Here is a 22,098-nt window from a genome sequence, read left to right on the forward strand (position 1 = left end):
GTTGCGCAAGAGCAATGCAAGGACCACGCCATCGATCCGATCAAGGCGCGCAAGCCGTTGCCACACATTGCGATTCACGCGGAAAACATGACGGCGATCGCACGCCCGTGCGCCTTCGTTTCGCACGTCGACAGTGCTGCGTCGCACCATCCCTGTGCTTGGCCGCCTCAAAACGCGTCGCGCGCCGGATCCGGTCCGAAGCCGCGCGACTTGCCGCAAATCCCCGCCACACCGCGCTTTCGGGCGCATTTATCGAAATTGGCACAGCCCTTGCAATAAGCGTTGCCATCGGACCAACGTGGGTTCGTCGCGCTTGCAGCACAACTGCACGCGCCCCGCAGCACCCAACAGGACAACGGCGTCCCCCGAATTCGGCCCCTCGGCTGGATTCGCGGGACGCCGTTTTTATTTCCGCAATCGCTTTCGCCAGACACCAGAGGACAGCGCGCTCATGAAAATCATCGTTATCGGTCACGGGATGGTCGGCCACAAACTGGTCGAATGCCTGGCGCAACGGGCCGCGCACGATCTCGACATCACGGTGCTGGGCGAAGAATCGCGACCGGCCTACGATCGCGTGCATCTGTCCGAGTTCTTCTCGGGCAAGACCGCTGATGACCTGTCGCTCGTCGAGCCGGGCTTCTTCGAGCGCCACGGCGTGCAACTGAAGCTGAACGCGCGGGCGGTCGCGGTCGATCGCGACGCGCGCACGGTGACGAGCGCGACCGGCGAAACACTGCCGTACGACCGCCTCGTGTTCGCGACCGGTTCCTATCCGTTCGTGCCGCCGGTGCCAGGCCGCGAGCGCGGCGACTGCTTCGTCTATCGAACGATCGACGATCTCGAAGCGATGCGCGAATGCGGCGCCCGCTCGAAAACGGGCACGGTCGTGGGCGGGGGCCTGCTCGGTCTCGAATGCGCGAAGGCGCTGCGCGACATGGGTCTGCAAACGCACGTGGTCGAATTCGCGCCCCGCCTGATGGCGGTGCAGGTCGACGACGGCGGCGGCCGGGTATTGCGCGGCCGGATCGAAGAGCTTGGCGTCACGGTGCACACGCAGAAGAACACGACGGCGATCGTCGACGGCGAAGCGGGCACGCACCGCATGCAGTTCGCCGACGGCAGCCATCTCGACACCGACATGATCGTGTTCTCCGCCGGCATCCGTCCGCGCGACGATCTCGCGCGCGCATGCGGCCTCGAACTCGGCGCGCGCGGCGGCATCGCCATCGACGACGCGTGCCGCACCAGCGATCCGCACATCTATGCGATCGGCGAATGCGCGCTGTGGCACGGCCAGCTGTTCGGGCTCGTCGCGCCCGGCTACGAGATGGCGCGCGTGGTCGCGAAGCAGTTGCTCGGCGACCCGGCCGAATTCGCGGGCGCCGACATGAGCACGAAGCTGAAGCTGATGGGCGTCGACGTCGCCAGCATCGGCGACGCGCACGGCAATACGCCGGGCAGCCGCACCTACCAGTTCAGCGACGAACGCAAGCAGATCTACAAGAAGCTCGTCGTGTCCGATTGCGGCAAGCATCTGCTCGGCGGCGTGATGGTCGGCGACGCGAGCGAATACGGCACGCTGCTGCAGATGATGCTGAACCGCATCGAGCTGCCAGCATCCCCCGAATTCCTGATCCTGCCGCAAGCGGACGGTAGCGCGAAGCCGGCGCTCGGCGTCGAGGCGTTGCCCGCGGCCGCGCAGATCTGCTCGTGCAACAACGTGTCGAAGGGCGAGCTGTGCGCAGCCGTGTGCGCGGGCGCGACCGACATCGGCGCGTTGAAGAGCGCGACCGGCGCGGGCACCTCGTGCGGCGGCTGCGTGCCGCTCGTCACGCAGGTGATGAAGGCCGAGATGAAGAAGCAGGGCCTCGCGGTGAACAACCACGTCTGCGAGCACTTCCCGTATTCGCGCCAGGAGCTGTATCACCTCGTGCGCGTCGAGGGAGTGCGCAGTTTCGGCGCGCTGCTCGCGAAGCATGGCCGCGGGCTCGGTTGCGACATCTGCAAGCCGGCGGTCGCGAGCATTCTCGCGTCGTGCTGGAACGAATTCGTGCTGAAGAAGGAGCACGCGTCGCTGCAGGACACCAACGACTACTACCTCGCGAACATCCAGCGCGACGGCACCTATTCGGTCGTGCCGCGCATGCCGGGCGGCGAAGTGACGCCCGACGGCCTGATCGCGGTCGCGCAGGTCGCGAAGAAATATGGCCTCTACACGAAGATCACCGGTGGCCAGCGTGTCGATCTGTTCGGCGCGCGCGTCGAGCAATTGCCGTTGATCTGGGAAGAGCTGATCGCGGCCGGCTTCGAATCGGGTCACGCGTACGGCAAATCGTTGCGTACGGTGAAGTCGTGCGTCGGCTCGACGTGGTGCCGTTATGGCGTCGGCGATTCGGTCGGTCTCGCGGTCGAACTCGAGAATCGCTACAAGGGCCTGCGCACGCCGCACAAGATCAAGTTCGGCGTGTCGGGCTGTACCCGCGAATGCGCGGAAGCGCAGGGCAAGGACGTCGGCGTGATCGCGACCGAGAAGGGCTGGAATCTGTACGTGTGCGGCAACGGCGGCATGAAGCCGCGTCACGCGGAACTGCTCGCCGCGGACCTCGATAAGGCGACGCTCGTGCGCTATATCGACCGCTTCCTGATGTTCTATGTGCGCACCGCCGACCGACTGCAACGCACCAGCGTGTGGCGCGACAACCTCGAAGGCGGGCTCGACTATCTGATCGACGTGATCGTCAACGATCGCCTTGGCGTCGCCAACGAGCTCGAAGTGGAGATGCAGCATGTGGTCGACACGTACGAGTGCGAATGGAAAAAGGCCGTCACCGATCCCGAAACGCGCAAGCGCTTCCGCCATTTCGTCAACAGCGGCGAGTCCGATAGCAACGTCGCGTTCGTCGAGGAGCGCGGACAGATCCGGCCGGCAACGCTCGCTGAGCGGCAGGTGCAGCGCATCGAGATTCCCGTTGTCGTCGAGACGGTTTGACCTCATCCGATTCCCGCTTAACTCAAAAGGAGCCCAGTCATGAAGAACGAAACCTTGCCCCGCGCCTGGACCGCGATCTGCGCACTCGACGACATCGTGCCGAACACCGGCGTTTGCGCGCTCGTCAATGGCGAACAGGTGGCCGTGTTTCACGTCGATGGCGGCGAAGTCGAGTCGCCGGCCGAGCCCGCGGTCTACGCGATCGAAAACTTCGATCCGGGTTCGCACGCGGCGGTGCTGTCGCGCGGAATCGTCGGGAGCCTCGGCGAGCGCATCGTGGTCGCGTCGCCGATCTACAAGCATCACTTCGATCTGCGCACCGGCGAATGCCTCGAAACGCCGTCGTATTCGGTCAGCGCATTTGCCACGCGCGTCGAAAACGGCCAGGTGTGGGTCGCGGTTTGAGGTAGCGGCCTTTGTCCATCGTTCTGATGTTTCAACCCGATCATTCGCGCATGTCTGCTACCAGCGTAAAGAGCGTGTGTCCGTATTGCGGCGTCGGCTGCGGCATGGTGCTGCACGTCGAGGACGGCCAGGTCGTGAAGATCGCTGGCGACAAGGAGCATCCGGCCAACCTGGGCCGGCTCTGCACCAAAGGGCAGTCGGCCCACGTCGCGCTGCGCAAGTCGGGTCGTCTCGAAGGCGCGTTCGTGCGTCGTGCGCGCGACGAAGACCCGGTGCCGCTGCCGATGACGCAGGCGCTGAGCGATACCGCCGCGCGTCTGCGGCGCGTGCTCGACGAGCATGGTCCCGATGCGCTGTCGTTTTACGTGTCGGGGCAGATGTCGCTCGAAGCGCAGTATCTGGTCAACAAGCTCGCGAAGGGCTTTATCGGCACGAACAATATCGAAGCGAATTCGCGCCTGTGCATGGCGAGCGCGGCGAGCGGCTACAAGCTGTCGCTCGGCGCGGACGGTCCGCCCGGCTCGTACGAAGATTTCGATCACGCGGATCTGTTTTTTGTCAGCGGCGCGAATATGGCCGACTGCCACCCGATCCTGTTCCTGCGCATGATGGATCGCGTGAAGGCGGGCGCGAAGCTGATCGTCGTCGATCCGCGCCGCAACACGACCGCCGAGAAAGCCGATCTGTTCCTGCAGATCAAACCCGGCACCGACCTCGCGCTGCTGAACGGTCTGCTGCATCTGCTGCACGAAAACGGCGCAACGGATGCGGCTTTTATCGCCGAACACACCGAAGGCTGGGACGCGATGCCCGCGTTTCTGGCCGGGTACACGCCGGAGAACGTCGCCCGCATCACGGGCCTCGCCGCCGACGACATCCGCCGCGCCGCGCAGATGATCGCGTCGGCCAAAGACTGGATGAGTTGCTGGACGATGGGCCTGAACCAGAGCACGCACGGCACGTGGCACACCAACGCGCTGTGCAATCTGCATCTGGCGACGGGCCGCATCTGCCGGCGCGGCAGTGGACCATTCTCGCTGACGGGCCAACCGAACGCGATGGGCGGCCGCGAAATGGGCTATATGGGCCCTGCTCTGCCGGGGCAGCGTTCGGCGCTGGTCGCCGCAGATCGCGCGTTCGTCGAAGCACTGTGGGGCATCGCACCGGGCACGCTCAAAGCGGACGCGGGCCACGGCACGATCGACATGTTCGCGCGCATGGCCGCGGGCGACATCAAGGCGTGCTGGATCATCTGCACGAATCCGGTCGCGACCGTCGCGAACCGGCAGACCGCGATCGCCGGTTTGCGCGCGGCCGAACTCGTGATCGCGCAGGACGCGTTCCTCGATACCGAAACGAACCGCTACGCCGACGTATTGCTGCCCGGCGCGTTGTGGGCCGAAGCCGAAGGCGTGATGGTCAACTCGGAGCGCAATCTGACGCTGATGCAGCAAGCCATCGAACCGCCCGGCGCGGCGCTGCCCGACTGGCAGATCATCGCGCGCATCGCGTGTGAAATGGGCTTTGCCGATGCGTTCAGCTATGCGAGCGCCGACGAAGTGTTCGCCGAACTCACGCGCGCGCCGAATCCGGCGACCGGCTACGACCTGCGTGGCGCGAGCCATCGCCGCTTGAAGGACTCGCCACTGCAGTGGCCGATCGCGTCGGCCGATTCGTCCGAGCGCAATCCGCTTCGCTATCTGAATGACGGCGTGAGCCAGGCGCTCAGAGAGTCTGAAGACGGCGGCCACCCGCGCATTGCTTTTCCGACCGCGAGCGGCAGGGCGAAGTTTTTCGCGCGTGCGTATCAGCCCGCGGCCGAGTTGCCCGATCGCGAGTTTCCGATCGTGTTGAACACGGGCCGTCTGCAGCATCAGTGGCACACGATGACCAAGACCGGCAAGGTCGCAATGCTAAACAAGCTGAACTCAGGACCCTTCGTCGAAATTCATCCGGACGACGCGGCCGAACTCGGGATTCGCGCGAAGGACGCGGTCGAGATCCGTTCGCGGCGCGGCCGCGCGGTCCTGCCCGCCGTCGTCACCGATCGTGTGAGCGCGGGTCAGTGCTTCGCGCCGATGCACTGGAACGACGTGTTCGGCGACGAGCTGTGCATCAATGCTGTGACCAACGACGCGGTCGATCCGGTTTCTCTGCAGCCCGAACTGAAAGTCTGCGCGGTCGCGCTGAGTCCGGTGACGGTGGATCGCGACGCGAGCACTCGCAATGACCACGATCCGCTCTCTACCCCCGCCGACGCAGCGGTTTTAGCGCCCAGCGCCAAGGATCAACCCATGCCTCGTATCGAAGCCCTCACGACTTTGCTGCAATTGCCGCCCGAGCCCGCGCCCATGCCGTCGCTCAGCGATGCGGAGCGCGCGTATCTGGCGGGTTTCGTCAGTGGCCTGCGTTCGGCCGAAGCGCAAGGACTCGCCAACGTGCCGGTGCTGCCGCACAGCGCACCGTTCGACGCGGTGAAGCGGCTCTATGTCGATGGTCTGCTTGCGGGACTGTATAGCCGCAGCGCGACGATGGCCCAGACGTCAGCCGCTGCCTTGCCGCCGGATTCCACGCAACAGGAGGCACGCGAATCGGGCGTACGCATCGTGCGCGTGCGGCCGAAGGTCACGCTGTTGTGGGCCTCGCAAACCGGCAACACCGAATCGCTGACCGAGCGTTACGCGACGCGTCTGATGGAATCGGGCTTCGAAATCCGCACCGCGTGCATGGCCGACTATTCGGTCGCGACGCTCGCGAAGGCGCAATACGTGCTGCTGATGACGAGCACGTTCGGCGACGGCGATGCGCCCGACAACGCGCAGGACTTCTGGACGCAACTGAACGCCGCCACGGCGCCGCGCCTCGACGGCGTTCGTTTCGCGGTGCTCGCGCTCGGCGATCGCAACTACGATCAGTTCTGCGGTCACGGCCGCCGTCTGGACGAGCGGCTCGCCGCGCAGGGTGCGCTGCGTCTGACCGAGCGTGTCGATTGCGATATTGAATATCAGCAAAGCGCCGATGCATGGCTCGAACGCGTGATCGTCTGCATCAAACAGGCGGATGCCGCGCTGTACGCGGTGCCGCCGGGCGGCATGATCAACGCGGTGGTGGGCGCGGTGCCGACGAAGGCGCGGCCGGCCGCGTCGCGCGTCGTCGGCAATCTGCGCCTGAACCGGCAGGGCGCCGCGAAGGATACGCGCTACGTGTCGCTGCAAACGGGCGAGACGAACCTCGAATACGAAGCGGGCGATGCGCTCGGCGTGTGGCCGAGCAACTGCCCCGAACTCGTCGACGAACTGATCATGCTGAGCGGTTTGCACGCGGAGGCATCGGTGCACGTCGCGGGTATCGGCGACATGCGGCTCGCCGATGCGCTCGGCAAGCACTACGAGATCGCGCGGCCGAGCGCCGAGGCGCTCGCGTTCGTCGCGGCGCGCAGCGGCAATGGCGCGCTGGGCGATCTGCTCGCGCCCGAACGCAAGGCGGATCTGAAGCAATGGCTATGGGGACAGCAGCTCGCCGACGTATTGCACGAGTTTCCGGTGAGCCTCTCGGCCGCCGAGTTGACCGGCATGCTGAAACGCCTGCAACCGCGTCTGTATTCGATTGCATCGAGCCCGAAGGCGCATCCGGGCGAAGTGCATCTGACGGTATCGGCGGTGCGTTACGGCAACGGACGGCGGCACCGCAAGGGCGTGTCGTCCACGTTTCTCGCGGATCGCGCAAGCGACACCGACGTGCCCGTGTTCGTGCAGAAGTCCGCGCACTTTCGTCCTCCTCATCAATCTGACACGCCGATGATCATGGTCGGGCCGGGCACCGGCATCGCACCGTTTCGTGGCTTTCTGCACGAACGGCAGGCACGCGGCGAGCGCGGACGCAACTGGTTGTTCTTCGGCGAACAGCATGCCGCGACCGACTTCTACTATCGCGACGAACTCGAAGCGATGCGCGCGAGCGGTCTGCTGACCCGGCTCGACGTCGCGTTCTCGCGTGACCAGGCCGACAAGATCTATGTGCAGGACCGCATGCGCGAACACGGTGCGCAACTGTGGGCATGGCTCGAAGACGGTGCGCACTTCTATGTATGCGGCGACGCGAACCGGATGGCGCGCGATGTCGATGCGGCGCTGAAGGACGTCATCACGACTCACGGTGGCATGAGCGAAGAGAAAGCACTCGAATACGTGAGCCGTCTGACGCGCGAAAAGCGTTATGCACGCGACGTGTATTGAGCTGCCGATGCGTTTCAGAAGATGCCTTTAAAAAGGCCTCACAACAGACAGCACGATGGCATGACGCTTGCATGTCGAGTCCGAGTGAAAACTCTGGTCGACATGCCGGCGCAAAACACCAGTAACGCAGCAACTGGACTACCCGGCATTTTATTTACTGAGGATCTCTGATGAAAAACGTGATGCACTCCCTGCGAAGCGGTGATTGGCGCGCACTCGTCGCCTGCTTTCTGTATTTCGACACGGGCTTCACCGTCTGGGTGCTGTATGGGCCGCTCGCCCCGTTCATCAGCAAGAGCATCGCGATGACGCCCGCGCAGCAGGGGCTGCTCGTCGCGGTGCCGGTGTTGTCCGCGGCGATTCTGCGCGTGACGCTCGGCAATCTGTATCAGTCCGCGCATGGCAAGCGCATTGCGTTGATGGGTGTGTTGCTGTCGGCGGTGCCGACGATCGTGCTGCCGTTGCTGCAATCGGTGCCGTCGTACGAAATGCTGCTGGTGCTCGGCGTGTTCCTCGGCGTCGGCGGCGCCAGCTTCGCGGTCGCGCTGCCGATGGCCGGCAGCAACTATCCGCCGAAAGTGCAGGGCCTCGTCTTGGGGCTGGCCGCGGCCGGCAACATCGGCGCGGTGCTCGACGGCTTCCTGTTCCCGCAACTGGCGACGCGCTACGGTTGGCAACTCGCCGCGGGCGGCGCCTTGCCGCTGCTTGCGATCGCCGCGATCACGCTGTACTTCTGGGCCAACGACGCGGGCATCAAAACCGGCAGCGTGCTGCGCGCCTTCGGCAGTTTCGCGACGACGCTGGTCGGCCTGATCGCGCTCGTGCTGCTCGTCGAAGCGGGGCTATTCGGCGCGGGCAAGACCGGCGTGCTGCTGCTGCCGGTGATAGGTGCGCTGCTGGCGATCGCGGTGCTGCCGCAACGCTACCGCTCGGTGCTCGCCGAGCGCGATACGTGGGTCATCATGCTCGTCTATAGCATCACGTTCGGCGGTTTCGTCGGCATGTCCTCGTATGTATCGCTGCTGCTGACCAACCTCTATCAACTGTCGAAAATCGACGCGGGCCTGTTCATGGCGCTGCTCGCCGCGACCGGCGCGATGGTGCGCCCGCTCGGCGGCCTGATTGCCGATCGCGTGTCGGGCGTGCGCGCGCTGACCGTGCTGCTGGCGATCATCGCGGTTTGCGATTTCCTGTTCGCGGCGGCGATGCCGTCGCTCGCGGGCGGCATTGCGTTGCTGCTGTGCCTGTATGTCGCGTTCGGACTCGGCAATGGCGCGACGTTCCAGCTCGTTCCGCATCGCTGGGCCGGCCGCACCGGGCTGATGTCCGGCATCGTCGGCGCGGCGGGCGGCATCGGCGGCTTCTATCTGCCGGTCGTGATGGGCATCGCGAAGGAGAGCACCGGCAGCTATCAAATGGGCTTCGCGACGTTCGGCACGCTGTCGGCTTGCGCGTTCCTCGCGATCGTCGCGCTGCGCCGGCCGTGGATGGCGTGGTCGATGCAAACCGGCGTCATGCACGCGCATGCGACGGAGTAAGGCGCGGCGCGCGGCGTCCGATCGTGCCGGCGCCGCACGCCGCACGCCGCACGCATCATGGTCTGAATAAAGCGCAGTCGAATGCTTGCATATCGGTCGCCGTGTTTCTAATATGCAGTCAGGAGGCTGCATATGAACTCATCGACCGATCGCATCGAAAAGCAGATTCTGTTGAAGGCGCCGCGCTCGCGCGTCTGGCGCGCACTATCCAACGCCGAGGAATTCGGCAAATGGTTCGGCGTGAACCTCACCGGCAAGCAGTTCGTCGCGGGGCAATCCACGCAGGGGCACATCACCTATCCAGGCTATGAGCATCTGCTGATGAACGTGCTGGTCGAGCGTGTCGAGCCCGAGCATCATCTGTCGTGGCGCTGGCATCCGGCCGCGATCGACATCACGATCGACTACACGCCTGAGCCGACCACGCTCGTGGAATTCGATCTGAGCGACGTCGAGTCGGGCACGCTGCTGCGCGTCGTCGAATCGGGCTTCGACCAGTTGCCGGTCGGGCGCCGCACGGAAGCGTTCCGGCTGAACGACAGCGGTTGGGAGCAGCAGATGGTCAACGTCGAGCGATATGTCGGCGCGAGCTAAGGCGGCCCCCGCGAGGGCGGGCCTCAAGGCGGCGACACTGCGCAGTTCGGCGGCGGTGTTCGCAGCGCTCGGTGACGAGACGCGTCTGCGTCTCGTCGCGGCGTTGTGCGCGGGCAGTGCGATGTCGATCGCGCAGCTGACGGCCGGCACCGACATCACGCGGCAGTCGGTCACGCAGCATCTGCAGGTGCTGGCCGACGCTGGCCTCGTGCGCGACGTGAAGGTCGGACGCGAGCGCCTGTGGGCGTTCGAGCCCGCGGATCTCGACGCGGCACGCCGCGCGCTCGACGCGATTTCGCGGCAGTGGGATCAGGCGCTGCTGAAGCTGAAGACGATGGTCGAAGAATGAAGGGCGGGCGTCCGTGGTGATTGCACGAACCGAGCCGGCACGCGGATTGGCCGCCTGCCGGTAGGCTGTGCGCGACGGCGGGTGCCGCATTTTTTACCGACTGCAAGCGGCGCATCGTGCACGGAAGCGCGGAACAACGCAAAAAGGGGCCAAAAAATTGGCCCCCAATCCGCTGTAAAAAAGGAAGAAAAACGAGCCCGCGCCTAATCGGCGATCCGCTTGTCGGCCAGCGCGCTCTGGCAGTCGGCCAGAACCTGCCGGACGAGCCGGGCTTGCGGGTCGAGTTCGTCGGTATCGAGAATTTCTTCAACCGCGTCGCGCGCCCAGTCGGCATCGACGAAGCGCGCGTGGCGCCGCGCGATTTCGACCGCGGTGGCCGACAGCTTCGCGACGCACAGCCAGTCGGCTTCGCGCGCGCGGCGGTCGAGCCACTTGTGCGCGGACTGCACGTGAAACGCCGCGTCGGGCCAGTCTTCGTTCAGATAATAAGCGCCGAGGCTTCCGCATGTGAGCCAGCACAACAGCTCCAGGCGGTCACGGGGACTCAGATGTTGGCGTACATCACTCATGGCGACGCTCGCTGCAGTAAATGGCTTCCCGGTGAGGCCGGCGGGCGCCGTCCTCCGCTTTTTACACACGCTTTTTACAAACATTAGCATGCGGAATTCCCGGGCGGCAATTCCTGACCACCCCTAGCGTGCGGCGCCGCCACAGGTGGGGCTTTCGGGCGGTGCGTCAGCGTGGTGCGCTGGCAATCTGATCGCCCCGGGACGACCCGCCGCTGAAGCGCCGGTATTTACCGGCTCGCAGCGGTTCCCGGCGCGGCTTCAACGTTCGCCGCGCGTCGCGACGATGAAAAGCCGCGGAAACGGCAGCAGCACCGTGCCATCGGCGAGCGCCGGGTAGGCTTTGACGATTTCGTCGCGATAGCGTTGCACAAACGCGCCGCGTTCGGCGTCGTCGAGCGCGGCGAGAAACGGCCGCAGCGCGCTGCCCTTGAACCATTCGACCACCGCGTCGGTGCCCGCCGCGAGCGGGTGGTGATAGACCGTGCGCCACACGTCGACGCGCGCGCACAGCGGCTTGAGCAGCGCGTAGTACCAGTTTGCGTCGTAGCGCATGGTGCGCTCGATACCCTTCAGCTTCGTCGCCCAAGGCCCGTCGATGGCGATTTCGCGCAGCAGCCGGTGCGCCGGTTCGTCGAGATTGTCGGGCATCTGCACGGCGAGGCTGCCGCCCCTGGCAAGTTTTGCCACCAGCGCGGGGAACAGCCGCTCGTGGTCCGGCACCCATTGCAGCACCGCGTTCGCGAGGATCACGTCGTAGGGGCCGTGCGCGTCCCACGTCGAAACGTCGCTGATGTCGAAGCGGAATTGCGGCAGCCGCCGACGGGCCGCCGCGATCATGTCGGCGGAGCTGTCGATGCCGCTGACCGACGCGCCCGGCACCCGCTCGGCCAGCACCTCGGTCGAGTTGCCCGGGCCGCAGCCGATGTCGACCGCGCGCCGCGCGCCGTTCAAGGGCACCGCCGCGAGCAGATCGCGGACCGGCCGCGTGCGCTCGTTCTCGAACAGCATGTACTGCTTCGCGTGCCAATCGCTATGCTTGTTCGCGGTTTTGTCGGTCATCTTTTGCTCCTTCGCGGGGTTCGTTACGGCCATTCTCGGCCGCTGACAGCCCGGAGTAAAATGAATTTATGATCCCGATTACTTCATTTTTCTAATGAAAATCGACACGCTCGGCGTGCAGGCTTTTGTCGCGATTGCCGATCGCGGCAGCTTCCAGAGCGCGGCGGATTCGCTGCACGTGACGCAAACCGCGATCACGCAGCGGCTGCGCAAGCTCGAAAGCTATCTCGGCGTCACGCTGATAGAACGCACCACGCGTTCGATGGCGCTCACCGAAATCGGTCGCAATTTTCTGCCGCAGGCGCGTCGGCTGCTCGGCGAACTGGCGGACGCGCTCGTCGAGATCCGCGAAACGGGCATCGCGCGACGCGGCGACGTGTCGATCGCATGCGTGCCGACCGTCGGCGTGCAGTATCTGCCGCGCATCCTGCAGGTGTATTCGGCGCGCTATCCGCACAATCGCATCAAGATTCTCGATCACGCGTCGTCGGCGGTGGAGGAGGCCGTGTTGCGCAGAGAGGTCGAGTTCGGCATCAACATCGCGCGCGAGCATCATCCCGATCTCGCCACCGTGGCGCTCACCGAAGACCGCTACGTGCTGATCTGCCACGAGGACCATCCGCTCGCGAAGCGGCGGCGCATCGCATGGCGGCAGTTGCAGCCGTTCCCGCTGATTTTCGCCGGCGAGGTCAGCGGCAATCGCGCGCTGCTCGACGTCGCGTTGGAATCGAGCGAGCTCGCGCTGCGTTCGTTCTACGAGGTGCAGCGCAGTTCGACCGCCGTCGGACTCGTCGCGCAACGCGTCGGCGCGGCCGTGGTGCCCGCGCTCGCGCTGCAGAAGGGCGCGTATCCGAGCGTGCGCACCCTCGAGCTCACGCAGCCCACCGTGTCGCGCACGCTGGTGCTGGTCGCGCGCAAGACCGCGCAGTTGTCACCGGCCGCGCAGGCGCTGTACGACATGATCCGCGAACAGGCGACGCTGAAAACCGGATGACGGCGCGCCGCGCGCAAGGCAAACTGGCTGGCTTCCGGGTTTCATTCCTTCAACCCGTTCAATCCACGCGGCACCCAACGACTCATGCTGCAGATACTCGGCAAGACCACCTCGATCAACGTGCGCAAGGTGTTGTGGACCTGCGCGGAACTTGGGCTTGCGTTCGAACAGGAAGACTGGGGCTCGGGCTTTCGCTCGACCGAGGTCGCCGAATTCCGCGCGCTGAACCCGAACGCGATGGTCCCCGTGATTCGCGACGGCGACTTCGTGTTGTGGGAATCGAACTCGATCATCCGTTACCTCGCGAACCGTTATCGGGGTGACGGGCTGTATCCGGCCGATCCGGTCGAGCGCGCGCGCTGTGATCAATGGATCGACTGGCAGGCCAGCGAATTGAACCGCTCGTGGAGCTACGCGTTTCTCGCGCTCGTGCGGCACTCGCCCGAGCATCAGGATCCGCGGCAGATCGCCGCGTCGTGCGCGAACTGGTCGAAGCATATGGCGATCGTCGAGCAGCAACTCGCGCGCACCGGTGCGTATATCGCGGGCGACGCGTTTTCGCTCGCCGATATTCCGATCGCGCTGTCCGCGAACCGCTGGCTCGAAACGCCGCAGCAGCACGACGATTTGCCGGCGCTGGCCGCTTATATGGCGCGCCTGGCCGAGCGCGACGGGTATCGCAAGCATTGCCGAAACGGCACGCCGTAATCGTTGATTCGCACGCTTCTGCAATCTGTCGATGCTTACAGAATCCGCCTTCAATGCTTACAGTCTGCTTGCGAATTCCCGCGCTCGACGGCTGCTGCGCGGTGCACCCCGCGTCGCCTACAATGGCGGCCATTTAGCGACATTGAAGGTTCAACGATGCGGTTAACGAAATTCGCGCTGGCTTTGCTGGCGGCGTGCTTCACTCTGAACGCGAGCGCCGAAATGACGGCCGCGCAATACAAGCGCTGGGCACACGCCGACAACAACTCGATCTATGCGGCGTACATCACCGGCACGATCAACGCGTTCGGCTGGGCGAATGGGGATCTGGTCTCGAGGAAACAGCCGCAGCTGTTCTGTCCGCCGCAAACGCTCGCGATCGGCAACCAGACGGTCTATCCGTTGCTCGATGCGTTCTTTGCGAACCATCCGGGCATTTCCGAGGATTTTCCAATCGGGCTCGCGATTCTGCGCGCGTTGCAGGGCGCGTATCCGTGCTGACGTGTTGAAGGAGTGAGGGGAGGGAGGCGAGGAGGGGCAACATCAGGGGCGAACTCGCGAAGCGGGCCCGCCCCCCGGTGGATCAAACCTGCACGAGATTCGGAATCTGCACGTCCGGATTGACGTCCGCGTCGTAATCGACGCCCTTCATTTCAAAGCCGAACAGGCGCAGGAAATCGGTCTTGTAGCCCGCGAAATCGGTGAGTTCGTAGATGTTGTCGTTGCTCACCTGGTTCCACAGCTCCTGCACGCGGCCTTGCACCTGCGGATCGAGTTCCTTGTAGTCGGCGCGCAGACGGCCTTCGTCGTCCAGATGCGGCTGGCTGCCATAGAGGCTGTCCTTGTACAGGCCGTAGACCTGCTCGATACAGCCTTCGTGCGTGCCTTGTTCCTTCATCACCTTGAAGAGCAGCGACAGATAGAGCGGCATCATCGGAATTGCCGAGCTTGCCTGCGTGACGACTGCCTTCAGCACCGCGACGCGCGCATCGCCGCCCTTGGCCGCGAGCTTTGAGCGGATGCCGAGCACTTTCTGGTCGAGATCTTTCTTGGCCGCGCCGATCGAGCCGTTCCAGTAGATGTCGTGGGTGATCTTCTCGCCGAGGTAGGTGAACGCGGTGGTCTTGGCGCCGTCGGCGAGCACGCCGGCTTCGCCGAGCGCGTCCATCCACATCTGCCAATCCTCGCCGCCCATCACCGCGACCGTGTGCGCGATTTCTTCCGGCGTCGCCGGTTCGAGCACGGTTTCCTTGATCACTTCCTTGTCGGTGTCGATGCCGCGCAGATTGACAGCCTTGCCGATCGGCTTGAGCACCGAGCTGAACACTTCACCGGTCTTCGGGTGCTGGCGCTTCGGCGCCGCGAGGCTATAGACGACCAGATCGACCTGGCCGAGATCGCGCTTGATCACTTCGATCGTGCGCGCCTTCACTTCGTCGGAGAACGCGTCGCCGTTGATGCTGGTCGCGTACAGGCCTTCGGCGGTGGCGAACTTCTCGAACGCGGCGGTGTTGTACCAGCCGGCCGTGCCAGCCTTGGTTTCGCTGCCGGCGCGCTCGAAGAACACGCCGAGGGTCGACGCGCCCGAGCCGAACGCCGCGCTAATGCGGGCGGCGAGGCCATAGCCGGTCGACGCGCCGATCACGAGCACCTTCTTCGGGCCGTTGGCGATGGGACCGCGTGCCTTCACATATTCGATCTGTTCCTTGACGTTGGCTTCGCAGCCGGTCGGATGGGTCGATACACAAATGAAGCCACGCACACGCGGTTTGATGATCATGAAGCACCTCTTGTCGGAATTGGCGACATTATAGTGGCCCCGCCGGAGCCGCACTCCATGCCGCGAACGAAGCAAAAACCGGCGCACCCCCCACATCTTGGTACGATTGCGCCTTTCCCAGCCGACGACAGCAAGTGAAGCGCCTCTTTTCCTCCTTTCTGGCGGCCCTCGACAAAGGGCTGACGCTCGCGAACCCGCTGTTCGCGAAGGCCGCGTGGCATCTGCGCCATCCGACCCGCCGCACGTTCGCGTGGGGGCTCGCCGCGCTGCCGGTGCTATTCGTACTGTACGTGCTGCTGCTGATTCCGTTCACGCCGAGCATCGGCGACATCCGCAAGGCGAAGATCGAGCAGCCCGCGCAGATCGTGTCGGCGGACGGCAAGCTGCTCGCCGAGTTCAAGCCGTCGAACCGCGAGTGGGTCAAGCTGAAGGACATCTCGCCGAACGTCGTGAACGCGCTGATCGCCACCGAGGATCACCGCTTCTATCAGCATTTCGGGCTCGACTGGCGGCGCACCGCTTCGGCCGCGCTGCACACGTTCTCCGGCGACCGCCAGGGCGGCTCGACGATCACGCAGCAGCTCGCGCGCAATCTGTATCCCGACGAAATCGGCCGCGCGCCGACGTTGACGCGCAAGCTGAAGGAAGCGATCACCGCACTGAAGATCGAGGCGTTCTACACGAAGGACGAGATCCTCGAAACCTACCTGAATACGGTCCCGTTCCTGTACAACGCGTACGGCATCGAGATGGCTGCGCGCACCTATTTCGACAAGTCCGCATCCGACCTGAACGTGCTCGAAGCGGCGACGCTGACCGGCATGCTGAAGGGCAACGCGTACTACAACCCGGTGCTGAACCCCGAGCGCGCCTTGCAGCGGCGCAATACGGTGCTCGCGCAGCTGGTCAAGTACGGCAAGCTGACACCCGCCCAGTACGACACGCTCGCCCGCAAGCCGCTGCGTCTCGACTTCGAGCGCCAGATCGAGCCGCCCGGACCCGCGCCGCACTTCACGCAGCAACTGCGCAAATGGCTCGTCGCGTGGGCCGATCGCAACGACTACAACATCTATTCCGATGGACTCGTCGTGCGCACGACGATCGACTCGCGTCTGCAGACGATGGCGACCCAGGCGGTCACGCTGCAGGGCAACCAGTTGCAGAACATCGCGAACTCCGCGTGGGGCACGCGCGCGGGCTGCTCGGCGGACAAGGACCTGCTGCGCACGTTCCTGCGCGAAACGCCTGACTTCCGCGCGGCCAGAGACACGGGCCTCGCCGACGACGAGGCGCTGAAACGCCTGCTCGCCGATCGCCAGCTCGTGCAGAGCGTGTGCGACACGAAGACGCGCGTGCAGGCCGACTTCCTCGCAATGGACCCACGTACCGGCGAGATCAAGGCGTGGGTCGGCAGCCGCGACTTTGGCGTTGATCCGTTCGATCACGTGCAGCAGGCGCGCCGTCAGCCGGGCTCGACCTTCAAGCCGTTCGTCTACGCGGCGGCCTTCGAGGCCGGCGCGAAGCCGGACGACAAACTGCCGGACAATCCGGTTCAGATCGAACTCGCCGGCGGCGAAATCTGGAAGCCGAACGACGAGGACGAGCCGAGCGGCCGCATGATCAGCCTGCGCGACGCGCTCGCCTATTCGCGCAACCGCATCACCGCGCAGGTGATGGAGTCGGTGGGTCCGAACAGGGTCGCAAAGCTCGCGCGCGCGATGGGTGTGCGCGACAGCCAGCTCGACCCGGTGCCGTCGCTCGCGCTCGGCACGAGCCCGGTCACGCTTAAGGAAATGGTGTCGGCGTACGGCACGATCGCGAACCTCGGCGGCTACGTCGAGCCGCTGATGGTCACGCGCATCGAGGACCGCAACGGCAACCTGCTCGCCGAATTCAAGCCGGCCACGCCGAGTCGCGAGCTGCCCGCCGACACGGCGCGCACGCTCGTCGACGTGATGCGCGACGTGGTCAGCCGCGGCACCGGCGCGAGCATCCGCACGCGCTTCGGCGTGCGCGGCGATGTCGCGGGCAAGACCGGCACGACCCAGGGCAACGCGGATGGCTGGTTCATCCTGATGCAGCCGCAATTGGTGGCGGGGGCATGGGTCGGCTTCAACGACAGCCGCGTGACGCTGCGCAGCGATTACTGGGGGCAGGGTGCGCATAGCGCGCTGCCGATCGTCGGCGATTTCTTCCAGCGCGCGCAGCGCTCGCGGCTCGTCGACGGCCACATGAAGTTCGATACCGCGCAGCAGCCGGGCTGGTTCGCCGAGCGCGCCGAACGCTTGCGCGACTGGATCGGGCACCTGTTCACGCGCACGCCGGCGCAGCCGGACAAGCAGGTCGTGGCGCGTGCTCCGGCGCGGCGCGCGCCGGTGGCGTCGGTGCAGCCGCCGACGTCTGCCGTGGCGGCACCGGCGGCGGCGTCAGAGGCAGCGGGCGCGTCCGCGATGCAGGGCGAAGCGCGCGCGCTGCCACCGATGCTGCCGGCGACGGGGTCGGGGTCGGAAGCGGTTCCCACGCCGGCGCCCGCCATTACCGTCGATGGCGAAACGCATGGCGGCGGTGCGGCAGCGCTCGCGCCGACCCCGACGCCAGACGACCTCGTGCCGCCCGATGCGACTGGGCAGGGCGGCGAAGGAGTGAATAACGGGGGCGAGGCGAACTGAACGCGAACTGCGACCCGGGCGCGCTGCCCGGGTGCGTATTGAACGGGGTAAGGCAGAAGGGCTAGTACCTCGCGACGCCCGCATCACCCGGCGGTCGCGCATGCGGATTGCCATGCGTCGTCTCGAGCGACGTGTCGTGATGCAGCAGCAACACCGCCGCCACACCGATGAGTCCCGCGCCCGACAGGCATAGCAGCCCGGCGCCGAAGCCGCCGGTGCTGTCCTTGATCCAGCCCATCGCGAACGGCCCGAAGAAACCCGCCAGGTTGCCCAGTGAGTTGATCGCGGCGATGCCGCCCGCGGCCGCCGCGCCCGACAGGAACGCGGCCGGCAAGGTCCAGATTACCGGCAGGCAACCGAAGATGCCGAAGCCGGCAATCGATAGCGCGATCATCTTCTGCACCGGATTGTCGAGGCCGGCCGCGGCTGCGATGCCGGCCGCCGCGACGAACAGCGCAATCGCGACGTGCCAGCGGCGTTCGAGGTGGCGATCCGAATGCCGTCCCCACAAAATCATGCTGACGAGGCCGACCACGTACGGCAGCGACGTCACGAAACCCGTCTGCAGATTAGTGAGGCCGAACGACTTCACGATCTGCGGCAGGAAGAAGCTCAGGCCGTAGTTGGTCGCGTTCGCCCCGAAATAGATCAGCGCGATGGCGAGCACGCGCGGATTGATCAGCGCCTCCTTCACGCTGAAGTGGCGCACCGCCTCGCGATGCTCGCGCTCCTGCTTCTGCCGCGCGATCAGCCAGTCGCGCTCCTCGGCGCTGAGCCAGGTGGCGTCGGCGGGCTTGTCGGTCAGATACAACAGCACCGCGACCGACAGCAATACCGCCGGCGCCGCCTCGATCAGATACAGCCACTGCCAGCCGCCGAGTCCGCCGCGGCCGTCGAGCGACAGCAGCGCGCCGGAGATCGGGCCGCCGATCACCGTCGACAGCGGAATCGCCGCCATGAAATAGCCGACCACGCGCCCGCGATACGCGGCCGGAAACCACAAGGTCAGCAGAAAGATGATGCCCGGGAAAAAGCCGGCCTCGGCGACGCCAAGCAGAATGCGCAGGCCGAAAAATACGTGCGCGGGCGAGAGCCCGGTGAAGCGCGAGATGTCCGGGATGAACGCCATCGCGCCCGCGAGAATACCCCACGTAAACATGATCCGCGCGATCCAGCGGCGCGCGCCGAATCGTTCGAGCAGCAGGTTCGACGGCACTTCGAAAAAGAAGTACGCGATAAAGAACACGCCCGCGCCGAAGCCGAACGCGCTCGCGGACAGATCGAGCGCCTTGTTCATCTGCAAGGCCGCGAAGCCGACGTTGACGCGATCGAGATAGGCGATGAAATAGCACAGCATCAGGAACGGCACGAGCCGAACCGTGACGCGATGAAGGGTACGTGCCTCGAGATCCATATATGTCTCCTCCGGTTCGGCGACCGGTGTATGCCGCTATGTGGTGGGGTCCGTCTGCGGTTCGAAATGCCTGTCCGTCGAACAGGCATCGTTACAGACTAGACGCTCAAAAGGGATTCCGGAAGGTCTTTTGTGAACCATGTGGTCCGCTCATTGCCGACGCCGTCGCGGCGTGGCGCTCGCGTCCATTGTTAGGAGTCGCGCAACAGTGTTTTCGGTTGTATCGGCTGATCTTGGGCGAACGATTCCGGATAATTGCTGCCTGATTAATCGGTTAAAAATGCAGGTGATCCACGATGTCGAATCAGGGTTCGGACATGCTCGCTGAGGCGCGCAAAACGGTGCGGGTACGCGAAGTCGCGTCCGTCGCGCGAGCGGACAGCACGGAAAGGAAGAGGGCGCCGCTGCACACGCGCATGCGCGGGGTGGCGGCGGTGGCGCTCGCGTGCGCGAGTCTCGTCGGGTGCGCGTCGAGCACGAATGTGGTCGCGAGCGGCAAGCCCGGCAGCTACACGGTCGCCGCCAGCGCGACCGGAGGACGCATGGCCTGGGCGCGCGCGCACGAACTCGCGATGAACGAGGCGCGCGACTACTGCGATCGTCGCGGTATGCAAAGCAGCGTGAATACGGAGACGGTCAGCGGCGTCAGCGCGATGACCGAGCACGGGTCGTCGGTCAGTTTCGAGTGTCATCCGCGGTTCTGACGCAGCGTTGCGCGCGGGCGGCGGGCGCGGCCGCCCCATGACGATCACTTTTTATCGAACATCGATTCGTACGGCGAGCCCGCGCGCAGATCCGCGCCGCGGCTCGTGATGAACAACACCTTGTGCCGCCCGAGCTGTCCGACGATGCCGCTGTCTTCCGTGTGCAGATAGGTCACGCCGGTCCGCGTGATGCTATCGATGAACGCCTTGAACGCAGACGGCATCGACCAGTTGTACATCGGCATGGCGAACACCGACGCGTCGGCGGCGAGAAGGCGCGCGCACAGGGCATCCGATGACGCCAGCGTCGCCCGCATCGCCGCCGTGCGCTCGTGCGCGCGGCGTGTATGTGGCGATCGCGAACGCTTCGGCGACGTGCGGTGGCGTGTCGACTGTCAAGTCCAGATAATCGACGTCGAAGTCGACGCGTGCTTCGCGCAGACGCTCGAGAAAATAGCGGGCGAGCGCGCGGAAATTGGATCGCTCGCGCTTCGCGCTGGCGTCGACGTGCATGATCTTCATGTGGTCCATCCTTGCGGTGGGTTTGACGTGAGATCAGGTTAGAGGGCCGACTGGCTTGGTGGAATAACCGGTTTTGTCGAATTCAAGGTAACCACTTATCGCGACTCGCGTGGTGACATGCCGCCGGGACGCCGGCAGTCCTCAGTCTTCGCGTGGTTTGGCGTTGGTCGAACGTTTGACGAACGGTGCGCCCGAGAAGCCCACCATCGCGCGGCCCTGCACAGGTGATTTTTCGCGGGCGCGGCGGGCAGGGCGCGCGGACGTTTTTTCTGTTCGCGCCGTCTCGATCTGCCGCGAAAGCGTGTCGATACGCTGGCGCAACAGGTCGGTCGCCGCCAACCGTTCAGCCAGCAGCGCATCCTTTTCCGCAAGCTGCCCGCGGGTCGCGGCATGCCGCGCAGCGGAGGCAGCCAGTTCTGCCTTCGATGCGGCCAACTCGTCCCGAATCGCGTCCCGCTCGGCCCGCGATTCGGCTTCGAGCGTCGCCGCCCGCTCGTGACTCGCCTGAAGCTCCTTGCGCAGACGTTGCGCCGACGCTCGTTCACCGTCGATTTCGAGCAAGGCGCGCTTTTCCGCCGCGGCGAGCCGCTGCTCGTTCTGCTCGTGCGAGCGGCGCAGCTTCGCGAGTTCGTCGGCGAAATCGCGGCGGGCATCGGCGAGCGCGGCGGCTCCTGCCGCGATTTCTTCCTTCGATGTCGCCAGTTGCGCCGTCAGCATGTCGTTGGCGGTCTGCAGCTCGACGATGCGCGCGTCGAGTCCGGCAATCCGCGCGCGCAGGGTCGCGACATCGTTGGCCGCCTGTTCGGCTTCGTCGACGGCGTCTTGACGCTGCTTGTCCTGTTGCCTGGCCTGTTCTTGCGCGGCGGCGATTTGCGCGTCCGCGTCCTGCCTGAACACGTCGAGCGCGGCGTTCGCGGCGTCGCTCGACAGACGCCACAGCTGGGCCGCGAATTCGCCGGCAGCCGCTGCGACCTCGGGCGGCAAGTCCGGACGGCCGACGTCCACACGCGTCTTGTCGCGCACGTCGGTCCAGAAATCGCGCAACGCCTTGGCCGGCGCGCTCATGCTGCCTTTGCGCACCAGCTGGTACAGGCGATTCGCGGTCGGTGTTTCGCCGTAACGGAAAAACAGCAACGCGCAGACCTCGCGATAAAGCGTCTGCGTGTCCGACGCGTTTTGACGGACGACTTCGATGTCGGCTTCGAGGGTCATGGTGGAAGCGGCTTTGGGGGAATATGGAGTGATTCCGCGCAAACTCCTGTCGGCGGATTCTCAGTTAAGTTATTGAAAATTAAAAGATCGCGAGATATTTCAAGAAGCTTTCGTATCCCATTGCCGTGGACTCAAGTACGCGCAAACTCATGTCAAAATATTCGTTCCCACTGAAAATGCATCTCAATGGTTCTGTGTCGGTTTCGTAGAGCTTTTTTGTGAGTTTGCGATACTGCATCGCAACTGTTCGCTAACGACAATCGATTGCTGGTCTGAATTGTTCGCGGCGACATAGTCGAACCAGAGCAAGCCAGACACGATCGTCGATGGACGCTGGAACGTCCTCCTGGTCGT

Annotated in this window: 16 protein-coding genes and 1 pseudogene; 11 read left to right on the top strand and 6 right to left on the bottom strand. The window is 65.0% G+C overall.

Translation table 11 applies throughout. From position 1 onward, the window contains the following. The first annotated feature begins 451 nt into the window (after window positions 1-451). The 6 genes from nirB (at window position 452) to OKW28_RS25315 (ending at window position 10,113) form a co-directional block, all read left to right on the top strand. Entirely contained in the window at window positions 452-2,992 is a 2,541-nt protein-coding gene (gene nirB / locus OKW28_RS25290; RefSeq protein ID WP_429449831.1) for a nitrite reductase large subunit NirB, read from the top strand. A 39-nt stretch (window positions 2,993-3,031) separates the two neighbouring features. Next, a complete protein-coding gene (nirD, locus tag OKW28_RS25295) occupies window positions 3,032-3,397 on the top strand; it encodes a nitrite reductase small subunit NirD (protein ID WP_429449833.1) in 366 nt (121 codons plus the stop codon). A 50-nt stretch (window positions 3,398-3,447) separates the two neighbouring features. After that, a complete protein-coding gene (locus OKW28_RS25300) occupies window positions 3,448-7,632 on the top strand; it encodes a molybdopterin-dependent oxidoreductase (RefSeq protein WP_429449835.1) in 4,185 nt (1,394 codons plus the stop codon). Between the two features lie 170 nt (window positions 7,633-7,802). Next, window positions 7,803-9,170: an MFS transporter gene (locus OKW28_RS25305; RefSeq protein ID WP_184033681.1), complete on the top strand. Its 1,368-nt coding sequence runs from the start codon at window positions 7,803-7,805 to the stop codon at window positions 9,168-9,170. 132 nt (window positions 9,171-9,302) lie between these two features. Continuing rightward, entirely contained in the window at window positions 9,303-9,764 is a 462-nt protein-coding gene (locus OKW28_RS25310) for an SRPBCC family protein (protein ID WP_429449837.1), read from the top strand. Continuing rightward, window positions 9,748-10,113, top strand: a complete 366-nt coding sequence (locus tag OKW28_RS25315; RefSeq protein WP_429449839.1) for an ArsR/SmtB family transcription factor — start codon at window positions 9,748-9,750, stop codon at window positions 10,111-10,113. The genes OKW28_RS25310 and OKW28_RS25315 overlap by 17 nt, the downstream gene beginning before the upstream one ends. Before the next feature lie 203 nt (window positions 10,114-10,316). Here OKW28_RS25315 and OKW28_RS25320 read toward each other — a convergent pair whose 3' ends face one another. Then, complete coding sequence (locus tag OKW28_RS25320) at window positions 10,317-10,682, bottom strand: hypothetical protein (RefSeq protein ID WP_184033689.1); 366 nt, start codon at window positions 10,680-10,682, stop codon at window positions 10,317-10,319. 258 nt (window positions 10,683-10,940) lie between these two features. Then, on the bottom strand, window positions 10,941-11,741 hold the full coding sequence (tam, locus tag OKW28_RS25325) for a trans-aconitate 2-methyltransferase (protein ID WP_429449840.1): 801 nt from the start codon (window positions 11,739-11,741) through the stop codon (window positions 10,941-10,943). Between the two features lie 94 nt (window positions 11,742-11,835). On the opposite strand from tam, the gene OKW28_RS25330 reads away from it, so the two are divergent. The 3 genes from OKW28_RS25330 to OKW28_RS25340 all read left to right on the top strand — a co-directional run bounded on the left by OKW28_RS25330 (window position 11,836) and on the right by OKW28_RS25340 (window position 13,944). Then, window positions 11,836-12,735, top strand: a complete 900-nt coding sequence (locus OKW28_RS25330) for a LysR substrate-binding domain-containing protein (RefSeq protein WP_429449842.1) — start codon at window positions 11,836-11,838, stop codon at window positions 12,733-12,735. Between the two features lie 84 nt (window positions 12,736-12,819). After that, window positions 12,820-13,443 carry a glutathione S-transferase family protein gene (locus OKW28_RS25335; protein ID WP_429336474.1) on the top strand — a complete coding sequence of 208 codons (624 nt, stop codon included), beginning with the start codon at window positions 12,820-12,822 and terminating at the stop codon, window positions 13,441-13,443. A gap of 156 nt (window positions 13,444-13,599) precedes the next feature. After that, a complete protein-coding gene (locus OKW28_RS25340) occupies window positions 13,600-13,944 on the top strand; it encodes a hypothetical protein (RefSeq protein ID WP_429449844.1) in 345 nt (114 codons plus the stop codon). A gap of 82 nt (window positions 13,945-14,026) precedes the next feature. Here the strand turns inward: OKW28_RS25340 and fabV are convergent, their stop codons facing one another. Next, the gene (gene fabV, locus OKW28_RS25345; RefSeq protein WP_429449845.1) at window positions 14,027-15,223 is read right to left on the bottom strand and encodes an enoyl-ACP reductase FabV; all 1,197 of its coding nucleotides are present in this window, start codon (window positions 15,221-15,223) and stop codon (window positions 14,027-14,029) included. Between the two features lie 134 nt (window positions 15,224-15,357). On the opposite strand from fabV, the gene OKW28_RS25350 reads away from it, so the two are divergent. Then, a complete protein-coding gene (locus OKW28_RS25350; protein ID WP_429449847.1) occupies window positions 15,358-17,892 on the top strand; it encodes a penicillin-binding protein 1A in 2,535 nt (844 codons plus the stop codon). 61 nt (window positions 17,893-17,953) lie between these two features. Here OKW28_RS25350 and OKW28_RS25355 read toward each other — a convergent pair whose 3' ends face one another. Beyond that, entirely contained in the window at window positions 17,954-19,306 is a 1,353-nt protein-coding gene (locus tag OKW28_RS25355) for an MFS transporter (protein ID WP_429449848.1), read from the bottom strand. Window positions 19,307-19,602: 296 nt separating this feature from the next. Here OKW28_RS25355 and OKW28_RS25360 point away from each other — a divergent pair, with 296 nt between their 5' ends. Next, a complete protein-coding gene (locus tag OKW28_RS25360) occupies window positions 19,603-20,010 on the top strand; it encodes a hypothetical protein (protein ID WP_429449850.1) in 408 nt (135 codons plus the stop codon). Between the two features lie 59 nt (window positions 20,011-20,069). On the opposite strand, the pseudogene OKW28_RS25365 reads toward OKW28_RS25360, so the two are convergent. Then, window positions 20,070-20,532, bottom strand: a pseudogene (locus OKW28_RS25365) (FMN-dependent NADH-azoreductase); the annotation flags it as partial. 141 nt (window positions 20,533-20,673) lie between these two features. Continuing rightward, window positions 20,674-21,744, bottom strand: coding sequence for a DNA-binding protein (locus OKW28_RS25370; RefSeq protein WP_429449852.1), 1,071 nt, complete (start codon window positions 21,742-21,744; stop codon window positions 20,674-20,676). Window positions 21,745-22,098: the final 354 nt, after the last annotated feature.

It is taken from the genome of Paraburkholderia sp. 40, assembly GCF_050434105.1.
Lineage (GTDB): Bacteria > Pseudomonadota > Gammaproteobacteria > Burkholderiales > Burkholderiaceae > Paraburkholderia > Paraburkholderia tuberum.

Excerpts from the sequence above, each read along its gene's own strand:
- nirB (WP_429449831.1), top strand. The coding sequence starts at position 452 with ATGAAAATCATCGTTATCGGTCACGGGATGGTCGGCCACAAACTGGTC.
- nirD (WP_429449833.1), top strand. The coding sequence starts at position 3,032 with ATGAAGAACGAAACCTTGCCCCGCGCCTGGACCGCGATCTGCGCACTC.
- OKW28_RS25300 (WP_429449835.1), top strand. The coding sequence starts at position 3,448 with ATGTCTGCTACCAGCGTAAAGAGCGTGTGTCCGTATTGCGGCGTCGGC.
- OKW28_RS25305 (WP_184033681.1), top strand. The coding sequence starts at position 7,803 with ATGAAAAACGTGATGCACTCCCTGCGAAGCGGTGATTGGCGCGCACTC.
- OKW28_RS25310 (WP_429449837.1), top strand. The coding sequence starts at position 9,303 with ATGAACTCATCGACCGATCGCATCGAAAAGCAGATTCTGTTGAAGGCG.
- OKW28_RS25315 (WP_429449839.1), top strand. The coding sequence starts at position 9,748 with ATGTCGGCGCGAGCTAAGGCGGCCCCCGCGAGGGCGGGCCTCAAGGCG.
- OKW28_RS25320 (WP_184033689.1), bottom strand. The coding sequence starts at position 10,682 with ATGAGTGATGTACGCCAACATCTGAGTCCCCGTGACCGCCTGGAGCTG.
- tam (WP_429449840.1), bottom strand. The coding sequence starts at position 11,741 with ATGACCGACAAAACCGCGAACAAGCATAGCGATTGGCACGCGAAGCAG.
- OKW28_RS25330 (WP_429449842.1), top strand. The coding sequence starts at position 11,836 with ATGAAAATCGACACGCTCGGCGTGCAGGCTTTTGTCGCGATTGCCGAT.
- OKW28_RS25335 (WP_429336474.1), top strand. The coding sequence starts at position 12,820 with ATGCTGCAGATACTCGGCAAGACCACCTCGATCAACGTGCGCAAGGTG.
- OKW28_RS25340 (WP_429449844.1), top strand. The coding sequence starts at position 13,600 with ATGCGGTTAACGAAATTCGCGCTGGCTTTGCTGGCGGCGTGCTTCACT.
- fabV (WP_429449845.1), bottom strand. The coding sequence starts at position 15,223 with ATGATCATCAAACCGCGTGTGCGTGGCTTCATTTGTGTATCGACCCAT.
- OKW28_RS25355 (WP_429449848.1), bottom strand. The coding sequence starts at position 19,306 with ATGGATCTCGAGGCACGTACCCTTCATCGCGTCACGGTTCGGCTCGTG.
- OKW28_RS25360 (WP_429449850.1), top strand. The coding sequence starts at position 19,603 with ATGTCGAATCAGGGTTCGGACATGCTCGCTGAGGCGCGCAAAACGGTG.
- OKW28_RS25370 (WP_429449852.1), bottom strand. The coding sequence starts at position 21,744 with ATGACCCTCGAAGCCGACATCGAAGTCGTCCGTCAAAACGCGTCGGAC.